The following is a 13,995-nucleotide window of genomic DNA, read 5'->3' on the forward strand; positions in this document are numbered from 1 at the left end:
CTACCAGGGGTTTCTTACGTCGTCAGGCGAACACCAAGCTCGCGATCATGCTGTGACCAGCGACCCGCCGCCAGGGGATGCAAAAGGCTCAGTGGCTCGGTCAGCCGGTTACGTTCCCCGTTCAGCAAGCCCTCAGCGCGCGCCCATTCCAGGAGGGTAGTTAGCATCCCGTCGAAGAACATGGTCCGGGACGTTCGGCGCAACTGCAGTTGCCATCGCCGCTGCCCGCGAGGACGGCCACGTTGGCGCAACTGACGATGGAGCTCGTCGAACGTGGAGAAAGTGAGGCGTTGCTCGGTGCCGCTCTGGTCCTCAAAAGTCACCGCACCGCTGTAGAACTCGACGAAGCGTTCCCGCAGCGCGTACTCCAACACCAACTGCGCATGATCATGGGCAAGGGTGAAGAACTCGTAGTGGAGCACCCCATAGCTGTGAGCCGACCGCACTCGTTCGAAGCTCCTGCGCACCAGGTCGGGCACGGAATCTGCCAGGTCGATCCGTCCGATGACCTCTTGCTGGAACGCTGTAGCGTCCTCAGCGGTCAGATTTCCGCCCAGACCCAGCGGTGAAAATACCAATGCAGTTTCGTCGGGCTGCTGAAGCTCCTCGAGCGATCTGATATCCATCCTCGCCCTCCTCCGCGTAGCAAAGCCTTCCAGGCTAAGCCTCGCGACGTTCGTGGACAATCAGTTTTTCCCGACTCACCGCTCGCGTCCTGCTGATCGGCACCGTCTAATCCGTAGGGCAAGGCAGATGGCTTATGGATCACCTCTATGTCGCTTCGAACAGCAGGCATAGATGGCCGCCCTTCGGTTGCGTGAGTCGGCGTTGCTGTACTGGCTGCTGTACAGCGGACCTCAGCCCTCGGACTCGGTGGCAAGGACCGACGAAGTCGGTCCGCGGCAACGATCGCCCTAGCCAGCACGGCGAGTGCCGAAGTGAGCGATCGTGACGGCCTTGACCACTCGGGCATAGAAACGCACCAGCGGGTTCAGCTGTCAATCGAGAGCGCCGAGGCGAGATCGACTGAGGTCTCGGCAACACGAATATGACCCGTCCCCGTGGTCCATCCATTCGCATTGCCGGCAGTCGCCGTCCAGGACAACTCGAACACATCACCCACCGCAGCCGTAACGTACAGCGGCACAGCAGGCAATATGCGAGGCATACCCGGGCGAAGATCGAACGGGTCGAACGTGATGCTAACCCCTGTGTCGCCGTTTTCGATGTGCCAGTCGACTTCGCCGCGCCGCAGTAGGTGGGCGTAGTCGTGTGTGGAAGAGAACATACTTCCGAAGTGCGAGCTGGTCATGACTGTAAACGGGCTCGGCGTTCCGAACGGCTTGGGTGGCTCAGGGAGCATCGGTGGCTCCTTCGCACCGAGGTCGTAGAGGTCTTCGTGATAGCCGCGAACTGCACCTTTGAGGTCGATTCGAAAATGGATGTCGGTGAACGGGCGATCAGATTCGCTTGCGATCTCTACCTGCAACGAAGCCCAGCTGTGGGAAAAGAGGGTGTTCACCGCACGGGCTGTGAGAACGTTCCTGAGCCTGTCTACGTACGTGTCCACTTCAGCGAAGTAGTCCTCTGGAGTGCGTTGATCGGCGAGGTTGACGCCTGGTCTCAGTGCGGGCTTGCGCTGAGAATCGTCGGTCAGTGATGCGAGGCACTCTTGTCTGGCCTGCTTCGCCTGCTGCTCAACTGCGGTACCGATATCCGGGATCCGTTCCAGCGAGGTGGGGGTAGACACGGAAACGCCAATGTGGGGCGTTCCGGACAGTAGTCGCCTCTGCAGCATGATCATTTCGTCGGGATCTGCGCGCTCGACTTGTCCGGGCCGTCGCATGAGGACCGCGCCTGCTTCGTAGGACTGAAAGAGGCTTGCGAAGGGTTCGGATCATGTCGCCACGTTGAGGTGGATCGACAATGATGACTAGCACGTTGGCTCCGTCCACCAGCACGTATTCGGGCGTCCAGACGACATCGCTACCAACGTACGGGCGTATCTTGTTGACCAGTTGTTCCGGGTCTACTGCCTGCACTCCCTGCACCTGCCCCGGACTCGCCCCGATCAGAATGTAGCCGTAGCCACCTGCCCACCGTTCAGCTACAAAAGGATCACGGTTGGAGAAGCCAAGGATTTGGCGAACGAGGTGGTGGACAGCACCCTTATCGCCGAGGTCCAAGGTGCTCTTCCACTCGATCCATCTGCTTTCGTCGTTGTCCGTTGCCTCCTGGACAGCACGCACCAGCTTCGTCAGCTCGCTCGGGTAGCGAAACGGCTTCGATGTATCTAACGACAGACTCACAACAACTAAGCGTAGTTGAGCCAGCAATCTGTCGCGGGCATGAACGCGATCGTCACGCCCGCCGATAGCCGTTTCTCGATCATGCGTTGTCCTGTGGTCAGCGCTGGGCTTGATTTGGAGAAGCCGGTCTGGTGGGTTTGCCTAAGTCGAATGGTGTGCGTCGTGATTAGCCCTCAGCCACCCATCAACGTTCAGGGCCGTGTGGCGATCAACTCGGTGTCTGAGTACTCCCACCGGAGGCATTCTTTGGCCTCATCAGCTCAGTCCGGGAATCGGCGTCATGCATGGTGCTGGTGGATGCCCTGCACACGGTTCTGCCTGCGTTCGAGGGTGCGGCGGGGTGGCCGGGCGGGATCGGCCCGGAGAGGCCGCACGCCCGCCCGGACCGCCCGGCCGCCCATCGGGCGGCGGCTTGACCCTGTAAGGAAGCTTGTCGCCGAGAACGGCTCTGGCCCAAGATCGATGCCTGGCGTACCGGGCGACCATGGGCCAGGATCTAGCTATCTCCGCAGGTCTACGCCTCGCCGGAGGTCAGACCGACCGGACAGGCCACGCCCGTGCCGCCGATCCCGCAGTACCCATTCGGCACCTTGAACAAATACTGCTGGTGGTAGAACTTAACTCTCCGCAACAATTCATGCGAGGAGAGTTACATGACCAATATCCCAGTCGTCTCTTACGCTCGCATATCCGCTGACATCAGGCGGGATGAGCGCGGGGTGCAGGACCAGCACCGCCTCAACCGGGAGACGGCGGAACGGCACGGGTGGACGGTCGTCCACGAGTACACGGACAACGACAAGTCAGCCGCGAAGGCCGACGTCGTACGCGATGACTTCGAGGCCATGCTACGGGCTCTGCGGGCCGGCGAGCTTCCCGACGGTACAGCGGTGCAAGGCGTAGTCATCGTCGCCGAAGACCGTCTGGCCCGGCGTCCTGGCGACTACGAGCGCTTCGTCGAGGCGATCACGTACCAGGACGGGCGCGTGTTCGCGGACGCTCGTGGCACGAAGGACCTCTACAGCGAGGACACCGAGAGCATGGGGCTCTTCGGTGCGGTGATCTCCAAGATGGAGGTTCGGAAGATGCAGCGTCGCATGCGCCGCTCGCACCGCACGCGCGCCGAACAAGGTCTGCCTGTCGGCGGTACGCGCCCCTTTGGTTGGAAGCCTGACCGTCTCACCCTCGACCCCGAGGAGGCGCCTCTCGTACGGCAAGCGGTGCTGGACCTCATCGCAGGGCGCTCGCTCCACTCCATTACGAACCAGTGGCGTCGGGAGGGCGCGAAGACCTCGCTGGGCAACGAGTGGACAACCCCCTCGCTCAAGCTCAACGTGCAGAACCCCCGCATCTGCGGCTGGCGGGAGATCAACGGCGAACTCGTCCGCGACCCCGCGGGCAACCCCGTGGTCGGCCAGTGGGAGCCGATCGTGACGCCAGAGCAGTGGATGGCCGTCAAGAACATCTTCGATGCCCGCAGAGGCCACTACATCCACCGTGACGGGCGTATCGGCCACATCCTCACACCGGACTTCCGCGAGCCGAACTACCTGCTCACCGGCTTCCTCCGCTGCGGTCGCGCCAAGCCGGACGGTTCCCTCTGCAACACCTCACTGCGAGTCACCCACAGCAAGGACTGCGTCCAGCACATCTACATCTGCCCAGGCAAGACCGTCGGCGGCTGCGGCGGACTCGGACGGCGCGGTGACATGGTCGATCTCTTCATCTCGGAAGCGGTACTCGCCAAGCTGGAGCAGGTCCAGCTCGCCGCGTCCGCTGCTCCCGCCGAGTGGCCGGGTCAGGCAGAGTACGAGAGCGCGAAGACCCGCCTGGAGGAGCTGCGCGTGCAGTGGACGGCGGGCAACATCACGAACGAGCTCTTCTTCTCAACAGCGCCGGATCTTGAGAAGCGGATCGCCCGCCTTCGCACCGAGGCGCAAGGCTTCACCGCTGCCACGCAGCGCCGCCAAGCCCGTTCCGACACCGACATCACCGAGATCCGCCGACGCTGGTACCTGCCGGAGGAGGAAGACGGACTGCCCCTCACCATCAAACGGTCCTACATCCGTGAAGCCCTCCTGGCCGTGATCATCTACCCCTCCGGCAAGGGACGCAGGAAGTTCAACCCCGACCTGCTGGAGCCGATCTGGCGAGAAGGCTGAGCCCAAGACGTCCAGGACGTCCGAGAAGGCTGTCTCCCTTACCTACGGGCGACAGCCTTCTTACTTTGCCTTCGGAAACACCGGTGACAACCGGACTTCTACGGACCCAGCCGGACGTCCACGGTACGTACCGGACGTCTGCGCTCGCGTCGCCGCCGGAACTCCGACCTGCGTAAACACGTTCTCCGAGTGGTACAACGTACTCACACCAAGAGCCACCGTCCCTCTACAGCACGACCACAGCGAACATCTCGGCGAATCACCTCAAGGCGCATAGACGATTCCGGGCAAGCACATCCACGACCACTGATGACCCGTCGGATTTCCCGGCCCGACGGCAGGTGTCCACACAGAGCGCGCCATTCACCTTCTCGCCGCACTCCATTCCTGTTCTCTCGCTGCTGGTACCACCGCCAACGGCTGTCTTCGGGCTGCCTTGGCGCTGGCATCTGGTCGTGCTCGTCAGGCACGGCGGTGGCTCCCGCCCACGAGCCGAGGAGGCCACCTGAACCAACCGAACGAGCTGTCTGCCCAGGAGTGGGGCAAGCAGCAAGCCGCACGATCCCCTCGCTGGTCAGAGGAGAAGTGGCAGCGCATCGCCACCGTGCTCGGCGTATGCGTCGCCCGCCAAACCCCGTCCGACGGCTCCTCCGGGAAGGACGCCGTATGAGCGAGGTTCCTCACCTGTCACCCGAGATGCTGGCCGTGATGCAGAGAGCGGCCATGCCCGACTTCGCCCGCTGGCAACAGATGGTCTACGCCACGGGCGGCTGCGCCCAACCGGTCCGGCTGCACGGCGAGAGGTACACGCTGAACAGCCGGACGGGCGAAGTCCTCGACGTGTACCGGACCGCCGACGAGCCGACCGGTTTCCTGCTCACAGCGTGCGGCAACCGGCGCGCGTCCAGGTGCCCGGCCTGCTCGGCGGTCTACAAGGACGACACGTACCACCTGATCATCACTGGCCTACGCGGCGGCAAGGGCGTTCCGGAGGAGGTCAGCCAGCATCCCCGCGCGTTCGTCACCTTCACCGCCCCATCCTTCGGTGTCGTCCACGCCCACCGCAAGCAGTCAGGCCGGACACTCCCATGCCGTCCACGCCGGGACCGTCCCGTCTGCGAGCACGGTCGGCCGAAGGGCTGCGGCTTGCGTCATGAGCGCGATGACGTCCAGGTCGGACAGCCCTTGTGCGTGGACTGCTACGACTACATCGGGGCTGTCCTGTGGAACGCTCACGCGGGCGCGCTCTGGCGGGAGTTCACCAAGACCATGCCGAGCGTCCTAGCCCGTCTGCTCGGCATCACGCGCAGGGAGCTTCGCCGGACCGTCCGTCTTTCCTACGCCAAGGTCGCCGAGTACCAAGCTCGCGGCCTGGTCCACTTCCATGCCGTCGTCAGGCTCGACGGACCGGACGGACCCGCCGACCGCCCTCCGGACCACATCACAATTGACCTGCTCGACCGGGCCATACGCCGGACCACCGGTCAGGTCGCGGTCCGAATAGAGGACGGACCACCCTCACCGGTCCGGTGGGGCGATCAGCTCGACATACAACCGGTCTACGTCTCGGCCGAACTGGACGGCATGACCGACCAGCGCGTTGCCAGATACGTGGCCAAGTACGCCACCAAGGGTGCCGATTCGGCTGGCACCGTCGATCGTCCGATTCGGCACACATGGGAGATCGCCGAGCTCAGGGCCACGGAGCATGCCCGCCGGATGATCTACACCTGTTTCAGTCTCGCCGACCTGCCGCCGTACCGGCACCTGCCACTGCGGCATTGGGCCCACATGCTCGGCTATGGAGGCCACTTCTCCACCAAGTCGCGCCACTACTCGATCAGACTCGGAGACCTGCGCCAGGCCCGCGTCGACTACCGTGCCGAGCAAGCCCGGCTGATCAAGGGCACTCCGCCTCCCGACCCGGAGACAGCCGTGACGGTGAGCGAATGGCACTATGCCGGAAGCGGTCATCGCCACGGAGAGGCGTTCTGGGCTGAGGTAGCGCGCCAACGGATCGCCACCGCCCGCAAGATCGCCCGAGATCAAGCCAGCGAGGACAGGTAGCGGCTCCCTCTAGACCTAGAGAGACCACCCTCTAGGTCTAGAGGATCGTCTAGAGGCTCATAAGCTGTCTGACCAGGTATCTAGCGCCTAGAGGCTCCTAATCTCGCTGGGCTCCATCGGGCCAGATCACCCGGACGGGCACCTTCCGCCGTCGAGCCTCGGCCACCACGTCAGCGGTGCCGCCATAGCCTCGGGCGGGCTGCCCGTCCCAGACAGCGAACAACACGTCGGCGTCGTCCAACATCCGCGCACTAGCCGCCATGTGTGACTCCGACGTGGACTCCACGAACTCCAGCCTGTGAGTCCGGACCGCCCGACTCAGCAACTTGTCGTATGCAGCATGGCACTCACTCGGCAGCCCGTCCCGGTACTCCTTGGCCGGGATCACAGCCTCCAGTACCCCACCGAGATCGAGTACCGCGCGAGCGAAGATCTGATCGGCCCCGTCCGCCAGGCAGGACAATCCGGTGACGCTGGTTTGGTACTCCGCGAGGGCCTTACGTACCGCCACGTCGATCAGTGCAGCGGTCTCCTCGGGCAAGCCCCGATGGCCGGACACGGCGATGCGAACCATGGTTCCCCTAGATCAGAGTGGCGTGAAGACGCTCGTCGAACGAGCGCAGGGCACCGGACGGCGGCCCGGCATACGTTCGGCGGAATTTCTTGACGCGGTGCAGGACTCGCTCCGAGCCGTACGTCGTCGCGACAGTGAGCGCATTGGACGCCAGATACAGCGCCTCCTCGTACCGCCCCGACATGGCCTCAGCCGCCGCCACCTCCGTCATGAGCACACCCTTCTGCTTGGCACCAGGTTGCGCCGACGACAGCGACTCGTTGAAGGCAGCCACGGCATCGGCCGGCCTCTTGAGCCGTACCATCACCAGGGCCCGATACCCCGCCAGCTTGGCGTGATCGAACGGGAACACCCACGGCCAGGGCGGCGCGGCGGCCCGCTCACCAGCCCGTACCGCCGCCTCAGCCACACTCAACCCCTGAAGCGCCGCCGCCTCGTCCTGCGCGGTCGCATGGCCGAGCGCTTCGAGACTCGACAGCCATGCACGAGCTATGGCTGGTGGCCGCTCACCGATCTCCCGCCGCGCCCACGCCAAGAGATTCAGTCCGATCAGCGGATCGTCGGCGTCGATCTCGAACGCGGCCAGACTTCCGATCATGTACGCCGCGAGGAGCGCATGGTTGGCCTGTCGTGCACTGTCGACGGCGCGACGGTAGTAGAGCCGCGCCGAACCGGTGTCCTGCATATCGGCATGCACCCAGGCTGCGAAGCCTGCCGCCTCGCTCAGACCGGCCCGGATCTCGTCAGCATGCGGAGACCGCGACGCACGACCGAGAACCCGGCTCGCGAGATCGACCTGCGCCACAGCCGGCCTGGCGAGTTCCCGCGCAGGCGTGACGGCTTCCAACCGACGCTGGGCGCCGGTGATGCTGGTCAGCGTGGCGGCCGTCGTCTCATCAACATCGGGACGCTTGGGCAGGGCCACCCCTGCCAGCGCGGTCAATGCCACCGCCTTGCCGAAATCTCTGCGCTTCGTCGGATCGTCATCCCCTCGGGCTCCGAATCGGAGCAAGTGAAGCGGCACCCCGATCTGGATGGATATCTCCCGAACCTGGTCCACAGTGAGCGGCTGACGACCACGCAACACCTTGGACACCCAACTCTGGGAGTAGCCGACCGCCTCAGCGAGCTGGCCCTGCGTCCAACCGTGCGCCCGCCGCACCTCTTCGAGGATGGTGGGTAGATCGCACTCGGCGAGAGCGGCGGCCACGACTGGCCCGGACCAGAACTGCGGCGGTATCTGGGTCACAACGCTAGGTTAAGCCGCCGACCTCGGCCGTACCGATATTCGTGACGGGAATACCCGTACCACCAGCAGCACTAGGCCGTTCACCTGCTGTTTCATGACGGCAACGCTCAGTACATGAACGAACTGCCGCCTCATCCTTTGACCGCCGCGCAACAACTGGCCGCCGCCCTTGCGGACGAGGGAATCACTGCCGACGTCCATCACGACTTTGGCACGCCCATGGTGTCGGTCTGGGTCGGTCTGATCGTTTGGTGCGCGGACGGCACGTACTGGTGGCGCACCGGTTGGAACCCCCGCAGCCACCGACCGATCTACGCCGGACACCCCTTCACCCAGCCGGCCCGCGCCGCCCACCGCGTTGCCCTTCGCTACACGCAACTACGCATGTCGCATCCGCTCTCGTCACTGATCGCCGGAGCGCAGCCGTGCCCTTGACCGTGCAGCAAGTGCTCAGGAGATTCCCCGGCTGGCAGATCATCGACATGTCTGGCGGCTGGGTCGCCATGCGAGTCAACTTCATGCCCAAGATCAGCGGCCTCTCGAACATCCGTTGCGGAGAAACCTTGGAGGAACTGGCCGGGCATCTCCAGGCTGAGATCAGGCACCAGAAGTCACGGCAACCACCGGTAGGCAGGTAATTCGATGGCAACCCGACCCGGAGCGCAGGGCCTCCAGGCCCGAGCACCGGAAGCGGGGCGGCAGCCTCAGGCAGGCGTCATCAGCCGGGCCGCCACATGAATCACATCAGCTCCTACCATGGACGCGCGGTAAGAAGACAAATATCTTGAATGGACTCTCCCACAGCCTCCACGATCACTTTCGCCAGATCATCAACCAGCGCCACATAATAGTCAACGTCAGTATGCGTGGCCGAAGCGCTTACTTCGCCATGAGCAATGGCATTACGGCGAGATATGAGACCATTAATTCGATCCAACATATCGCCTTGACCAACCGTCTGCAGATAGCCCCTGATGTCAACATCCAAGAGCTGCAAGAATTGCTGTATTTGGCGAGAGCCCGGATTATCCATCTGCCCGCATATCGTTTTGGCTCGAACCATGGTCGCAGTCAACTGACTTCCGGCAACCCAAAGCTTCGACTCTGCCTCAAACATACGCGCTATACGGGGAGCTCGTGAGTTCCTGTCCTTGATTGACTCAATCTCGCGGAGATGCTCTTCGACGTGCATGCTGCGGAAGCACAATGGGAGCCTATCAACTTGCGCCCCGTTAGCCACGAGGAGATCGATTGCCTCGGTAACCAAATCCTCGAGAAAACCCTCCAAGTGTGCAGATAAAAGCACAATGCAGGCACGATTTATGGCACTACTTCTGGTTGGATCCGAAGATCCACCATCTCGGAGCGGGTCCATTCCCGAGAGTAGACGTATCTCGCCTAAACGTCCTTCGAGATTTTGAAGCGCTTCTGGAATCATTCTTCTGGCAGATGCGGGAGCGAGGAAGGGATGCCAAGGCGGACCAACATGTCTGTGTACATTCTCACGCGACCATGCATCCTGGTTCTATCTGCTGTTGCACGCGCTATGCGAGCTGAAAAGTCAGCATCTTGCAGGAGCACTAGATGGGCCTGCGTGAGCTCGTTTGCTTTGCGCTCTGCCGCAGCACGATCGGCAAAAGCCAGGCTCAAGCTGACCGCATCGAAAAGTGCACGATTGATGTTTGAGGAGAACTTCCCCTCTCTCTGAATTCGATAAGCCCTTGATCCGAAGATGCTCTGGACCGTATGCATCGTCTCCTTGAACACCGCTACGGCCTCTGCACCAGGAGTATTTTTCCGGTTCTTCCTCATGTATTCGTTAAGGAACTGCGTGACCGGAGGCTTATATCCAGGGAGGTCCTCATAAAGAGCAAAGAAGCGAAGAATCATCTCTTCGTCTCGCATCCTCGAATCTTTCGCACGTCCCAAAGTGGCACGGAAAGAATCGTCAGATGCCAGCTCGTGGAGGAAGTCGTTCAACGTCCCACGATATATGCAGTTACGCAATTCATGAGGCAGGAGTTTCACTGCCCCCGTATTGAGGCGCTCGAAGACGTCGAACTTGATGTCTGGATGAGACTCATCCGTGATGACGACGAATCTCAACGTGCGAGATTCAACCCTACGCTGATCCCGTGTCGGCATCTCTGAAAATGTCTTCCCATTAAGTTCGGTTAGAACGGAAAGACCTCTCAGAAAGAATTTATTCTCCAGAAAGCGTACGATAGACTGAACTCTCTGCAGGCCATCGATAACCTCCCAGGTGCCGTCTTCGTCCTCTGCAAAATAGCATACAGGAATCGGCACGTTGAGGAGCAGGGATTCGATCAGTCGACTGGCTTTAGCATCATCCCACACATACTCCCGCTGATACGGGACATCCATGAGAACGATTTTCTTCTTATGTACGTGGGAAGTAAGCTGATCCACCGAGTAATCATAGGGTTGAGTTACAAGCTTGCGCTCGCCAATAGAAAGATCGAGAGGCTCAGGGAATTCGTCGTTATCCGACGGATCGATATCAATCGCGCTTGGCTCCATAAACACCCCTCGGCTCTCGTCATACTGGCTGAGCGTGTCTGTTGGTTCAGCCCAAACTTCATTGATCAGCGTAACACCTTCGCCCTATCCGCTATGTATGATGAGCCAACTGACCAGCACTCCGGAGACACCGCTCCCGTCGTTCGATCGACGTCTAAGCACCCTCACGCCCCAGGAGTTAGTTGCAGAGCCCCCTTGCCTCGGCGACTCGACTCGATTGGTCCTGCTCGATCATGAGCGCGTGGCGGTGCTGGCCGCGACCGGCCCCTAGGCCGCAGCGCGGCCAGCGACCGTCCGACGCGCGGCGGGCCGCCGCAGGCGGCACGCCCTTGAACCTGTAAGGAAGGTTGTCGCCGAAGACGGCTTTGGCCCATGATCGACGCCGGATGTGCCGGGCGACCACGGGCCAGGATCTAGCTATCTCCGCAGGTCTACGCCTCGCCGGAGGTCAAACCCACCGGACAGGCCACGCCCGTGCCGCCGATCCCGCAGTAGCCGTTTTTGTTGCGGTGGAGGTACTGCTGGTGATAATCCTCGGCAAAGTAGAACGGCTTCGCCGGTGCCAGTTCCGTCGTGATCCCCCCGTACCCCGCCTGGGCCAGCACCTTCCCGTACGCGTCCCGCGATGCCTCCGCGGCCGCCTGCTGCGACGGCCCGTGGTAGTAGATCGCCGAGCGGTACTGGGTGCCGACGTCGTTGCCCTGGCGCATGCCCTGCGTCGGGTCGTGGGACTCCCAGAAGACCTTGAGAAGCTGCTCGTACGAGATCTCGGCCGGGTTGTAGACGACCCGGACGACCTCGGTGTGTCCGGTGCGCCCGGAGCAGACCTCTTCGTACGTGGGGTTGGGCGTGTAGCCGCCCTGGTAGCCGGCGGCGGTGGTGTAGACGCCGGGGGTCTGCCAGAACTTGCGCTCGGCGCCCCAGAAGCAGCCGAGGCCGAAGTCGGCGATCTCGTAGCCGTCGGGGTAGGGCGGGGCGAGAGGGGCGTCCAGGACCGCATGGCGGGCCGGGACGGGGATCGGCTCCTGCCGGCCCGTCAGGGCCTCGTCGGGAGTGACCATGGTCGCCTTGGTTCCGAACAGCCAGCCCATCAGAATGCACCTCCGCAGTCCACTGTACAGAGGCTGCAACGGTTAACCATCGCTACATATTTCCGTGAAGATCCTCGCATTTGTGCTCAAAGGTAGTCATGCCCGAAGATGTGTTTCATGCCTGAACTACGGCGCGGTGTCTTGTATGGCGTGGCCGCGTATGCGATGTGGGGCCTGTTCCCCCTCTACTGGCCGCTGCTCAAGCCCGCCGGGGCCGTCGAGATCCTGGCCCACCGGATGGTGTGGTCGCTGATCACCGTGGTCGCGGTGCTGGCCGTGCGCAGATACTGGTCGTGGATCAAGGAGATCGTCCGGCAGCCGCGCAAGCTCGCCCTGCTGGCCCTGGCCGCCCTGATCATCACGGTCAACTGGGGGACCTACATCTACGCGGTCAACACCGGTCACGTGGTGGAGGCCGCCCTCGGATACTTCATCAACCCGCTGGTGAGCGTGCTGTTCGGGGTGGTGCTGCTGCGCGAGCGGCTGCGGCCGCTGCAGTGGACGGCGGTGGGGTTCGGCGCGCTGGCCGTGATCGTGCTGACGACGAACTACGGCAGGCTGCCGTATCTGGCGCTGGTGCTCGCCTTCTCGTTCGGTCTGTACGGGCTGATCAAGAAGCAGGCGAACGTGGGCGCGGCCGAGAGCCTGACGGTGGAGACGCTGCTGCTGCTGGTGCCCGCGGTCGCGTACATCGGGTTCCTGGAGGCGTCGGGACAGGGGACGTTCGTGGACCTGGGGCCGTGGCACGTGGTGCTGATGGTCGGCGCGGGGGTGATCACGGCGGTGCCGCTGCTGTGCTTCACCGCCTCGGCCATCAGGGTGCCGCTCAGCACGATCGGGCTGCTGCAGTACATCGCGCCGGTGCTGCAGTTCCTGTGTGGGGTGCTGATCGCGAAGGAGACGATGCCGCCGAGCCGGTGGATCGGGTTCTCGATCGTGTGGCTGGCGCTGGCCATCTTCACGTACGACAGCTTGCGGGCGGCGCGGGCCGCCCGCATCGGCAGGTCAGCCAGATCGCTCGACCACGTAGTCACATAGCGTCAAAAATGCGGACTTGGCCGGGATGTCGGGAAGGCCGCTGATGTCGGCCCGAGCCCGGTCCACCCAGGCGTCCAGGTCGCCCCGGGCCCGCGCCATCCCCGGGTGGGCCCGCAGCAGCGTCAGCGCCTCGTCCAGGTCGTCCTCCGCCACCGGCCCGGAGAGCAGCTCCCCCAGCCGCGACGACGGGTCGTCGGCCAGCACGTAGAGCACCGGCAGGGTCCTGATGCCCTCGCGCAGGTCGGTGCCGGGCGTCTTGCCCGACTGCCGGGAGGACGAGGCCACGTCCAGCAGGTCGTCGCCGAGCTGCCACGCCACGCCGATGGCCTCGCAGGCCCGGCTGAGCCGCTCCTCGACGTCCGCCGGCGCGCCCGACAGCAGCGCGCCGAACCGGCCGGCCGCCGCGATGAGCGAGCCGGTCTTGTCGCCGAGCACCTGGATGTAGTGGGCGACCGCGTCGTCGCCCGCGCGGGCCCCGACGGTCTCGCGGATCTGCCCGCGCACCAGGCGGGAGAACGTCTGCGCCTGGATCCTGATCAGCTCGGGCCCGAGGTCGGCGAGCAGGTCGGAGGCCTGGGCGAACAGGTAGTCGCCGGTCAGGATCGCCACGGTGTTGTCCCACCGCGCGTTGGCCGACGGCGAGCCGCGGCGCACCCGCGCCTCGTCCATGACGTCGTCGTGGTAGAGCGAGCCGAGGTGGGTCAGCTCGATGACCACGGCGCCGGGCACCACGCCCGGCGCCGACGGGTCGCCGAACTGCGCGGCCAGCAGCACCATCAACGTGCGGAAGCGCTTGCCGCCGGCCTCGATGAGGTGCTTGGACGCCTCCGTGACGAAGGCGTCCTCGCTCTCCACCGACGAGCGCAGCAGCTTCTCGACCGCGGCCAGACCATTGGCCACGTCCTGCGCCAGCCGCTCGTCTTCGATAGGAAGGTCAACAACGGGAGGCGCGGACATATGTTTC

At 63.5% G+C, this 13,995-nt stretch carries 13 protein-coding genes and 1 pseudogene; 4 read left to right on the plus strand and 10 right to left on the minus strand.

Annotated elements, in window-relative coordinates:
- Positions 1-14: 14 nt before the first annotated feature.
- From ACZ6YG_RS39290 to ACZ6YG_RS39305, 4 genes and pseudogenes are all read right to left on the minus strand, one after another.
- A complete protein-coding gene (locus ACZ6YG_RS39290) occupies positions 15-626 on the minus strand; it encodes a hypothetical protein (RefSeq protein ID WP_466020771.1) in 612 nt (203 codons plus the stop codon).
- A 365-nt stretch (positions 627-991) separates the two neighbouring features.
- Positions 992-1,804 (minus strand): hypothetical protein, encoded by an 813-nt coding sequence (locus tag ACZ6YG_RS39295; protein ID WP_466020842.1) that lies wholly within the window; start codon positions 1,802-1,804, stop codon positions 992-994.
- The gene (locus tag ACZ6YG_RS39300) at positions 1,698-2,309 is read right to left on the minus strand and encodes an AlbA family DNA-binding domain-containing protein (RefSeq protein ID WP_466020772.1); all 612 of its coding nucleotides are present in this window, start codon (positions 2,307-2,309) and stop codon (positions 1,698-1,700) included. The genes ACZ6YG_RS39295 and ACZ6YG_RS39300 overlap by 107 nt, the downstream gene beginning before the upstream one ends.
- Before the next feature lie 514 nt (positions 2,310-2,823).
- Positions 2,824-2,922 (minus strand): annotated as a pseudogene (locus ACZ6YG_RS39305) (peptide-methionine (S)-S-oxide reductase MsrA); the annotation flags it as partial.
- A 40-nt stretch (positions 2,923-2,962) separates the two neighbouring features.
- On the opposite strand from ACZ6YG_RS39305, the gene ACZ6YG_RS39310 reads away from it, so the two are divergent.
- Complete coding sequence (locus ACZ6YG_RS39310) at positions 2,963-4,471, plus strand: recombinase family protein (RefSeq protein ID WP_466020773.1); 1,509 nt, start codon at positions 2,963-2,965, stop codon at positions 4,469-4,471.
- Between the two features lie 666 nt (positions 4,472-5,137).
- Positions 5,138-6,538: a replication initiator gene (locus tag ACZ6YG_RS39315; protein WP_466020774.1), complete on the plus strand. Its 1,401-nt coding sequence runs from the start codon at positions 5,138-5,140 to the stop codon at positions 6,536-6,538.
- Positions 6,539-6,635: 97 nt separating this feature from the next.
- Here ACZ6YG_RS39315 and ACZ6YG_RS39320 read toward each other — a convergent pair whose 3' ends face one another.
- Complete coding sequence (locus ACZ6YG_RS39320) at positions 6,636-7,112, minus strand: hypothetical protein (RefSeq protein WP_466020775.1); 477 nt, start codon at positions 7,110-7,112, stop codon at positions 6,636-6,638.
- 7 nt (positions 7,113-7,119) lie between these two features.
- Entirely contained in the window at positions 7,120-8,361 is a 1,242-nt protein-coding gene (locus tag ACZ6YG_RS39325; protein WP_466020776.1) for a helix-turn-helix domain-containing protein, read from the minus strand.
- Between the two features lie 114 nt (positions 8,362-8,475).
- On the opposite strand from ACZ6YG_RS39325, the gene ACZ6YG_RS39330 reads away from it, so the two are divergent.
- The gene (locus ACZ6YG_RS39330) at positions 8,476-8,796 is read left to right on the plus strand and encodes a hypothetical protein (protein ID WP_466020777.1); all 321 of its coding nucleotides are present in this window, start codon (positions 8,476-8,478) and stop codon (positions 8,794-8,796) included.
- Between the two features lie 316 nt (positions 8,797-9,112).
- On the opposite strand, the gene ACZ6YG_RS39335 is transcribed toward ACZ6YG_RS39330, so the two are convergent.
- From ACZ6YG_RS39335 to msrA, 3 genes are all read right to left on the minus strand, one after another.
- A complete protein-coding gene (locus ACZ6YG_RS39335) occupies positions 9,113-9,799 on the minus strand; it encodes an MAE_28990/MAE_18760 family HEPN-like nuclease (protein WP_466020778.1) in 687 nt (228 codons plus the stop codon).
- Complete coding sequence (locus ACZ6YG_RS39340; protein ID WP_466020779.1) at positions 9,796-10,902, minus strand: GmrSD restriction endonuclease domain-containing protein; 1,107 nt, start codon at positions 10,900-10,902, stop codon at positions 9,796-9,798. Before ACZ6YG_RS39340 ends, ACZ6YG_RS39335 begins: the two co-directional genes overlap by 4 nt.
- A 431-nt stretch (positions 10,903-11,333) precedes the next feature.
- A complete protein-coding gene (msrA, locus tag ACZ6YG_RS39345; RefSeq protein WP_466020780.1) occupies positions 11,334-11,993 on the minus strand; it encodes a peptide-methionine (S)-S-oxide reductase MsrA in 660 nt (219 codons plus the stop codon).
- Positions 11,994-12,143: 150 nt separating this feature from the next.
- On the opposite strand from msrA, the gene rarD reads away from it, so the two are divergent.
- On the plus strand, positions 12,144-13,031 hold the full coding sequence (rarD, locus tag ACZ6YG_RS39350) for an EamA family transporter RarD (protein ID WP_466020781.1): 888 nt from the start codon (positions 12,144-12,146) through the stop codon (positions 13,029-13,031).
- On the opposite strand, the gene ACZ6YG_RS39355 is transcribed toward rarD, so the two are convergent.
- On the minus strand, positions 12,999-13,988 hold the full coding sequence (locus ACZ6YG_RS39355) for a polyprenyl synthetase family protein (RefSeq protein ID WP_466020782.1): 990 nt from the start codon (positions 13,986-13,988) through the stop codon (positions 12,999-13,001). The genes rarD and ACZ6YG_RS39355 overlap by 33 nt on opposite strands.
- Positions 13,989-13,995 lie beyond the last annotated feature (7 nt).

It is taken from the genome of Nonomuraea sp. NPDC054003, from assembly GCF_055585125.1.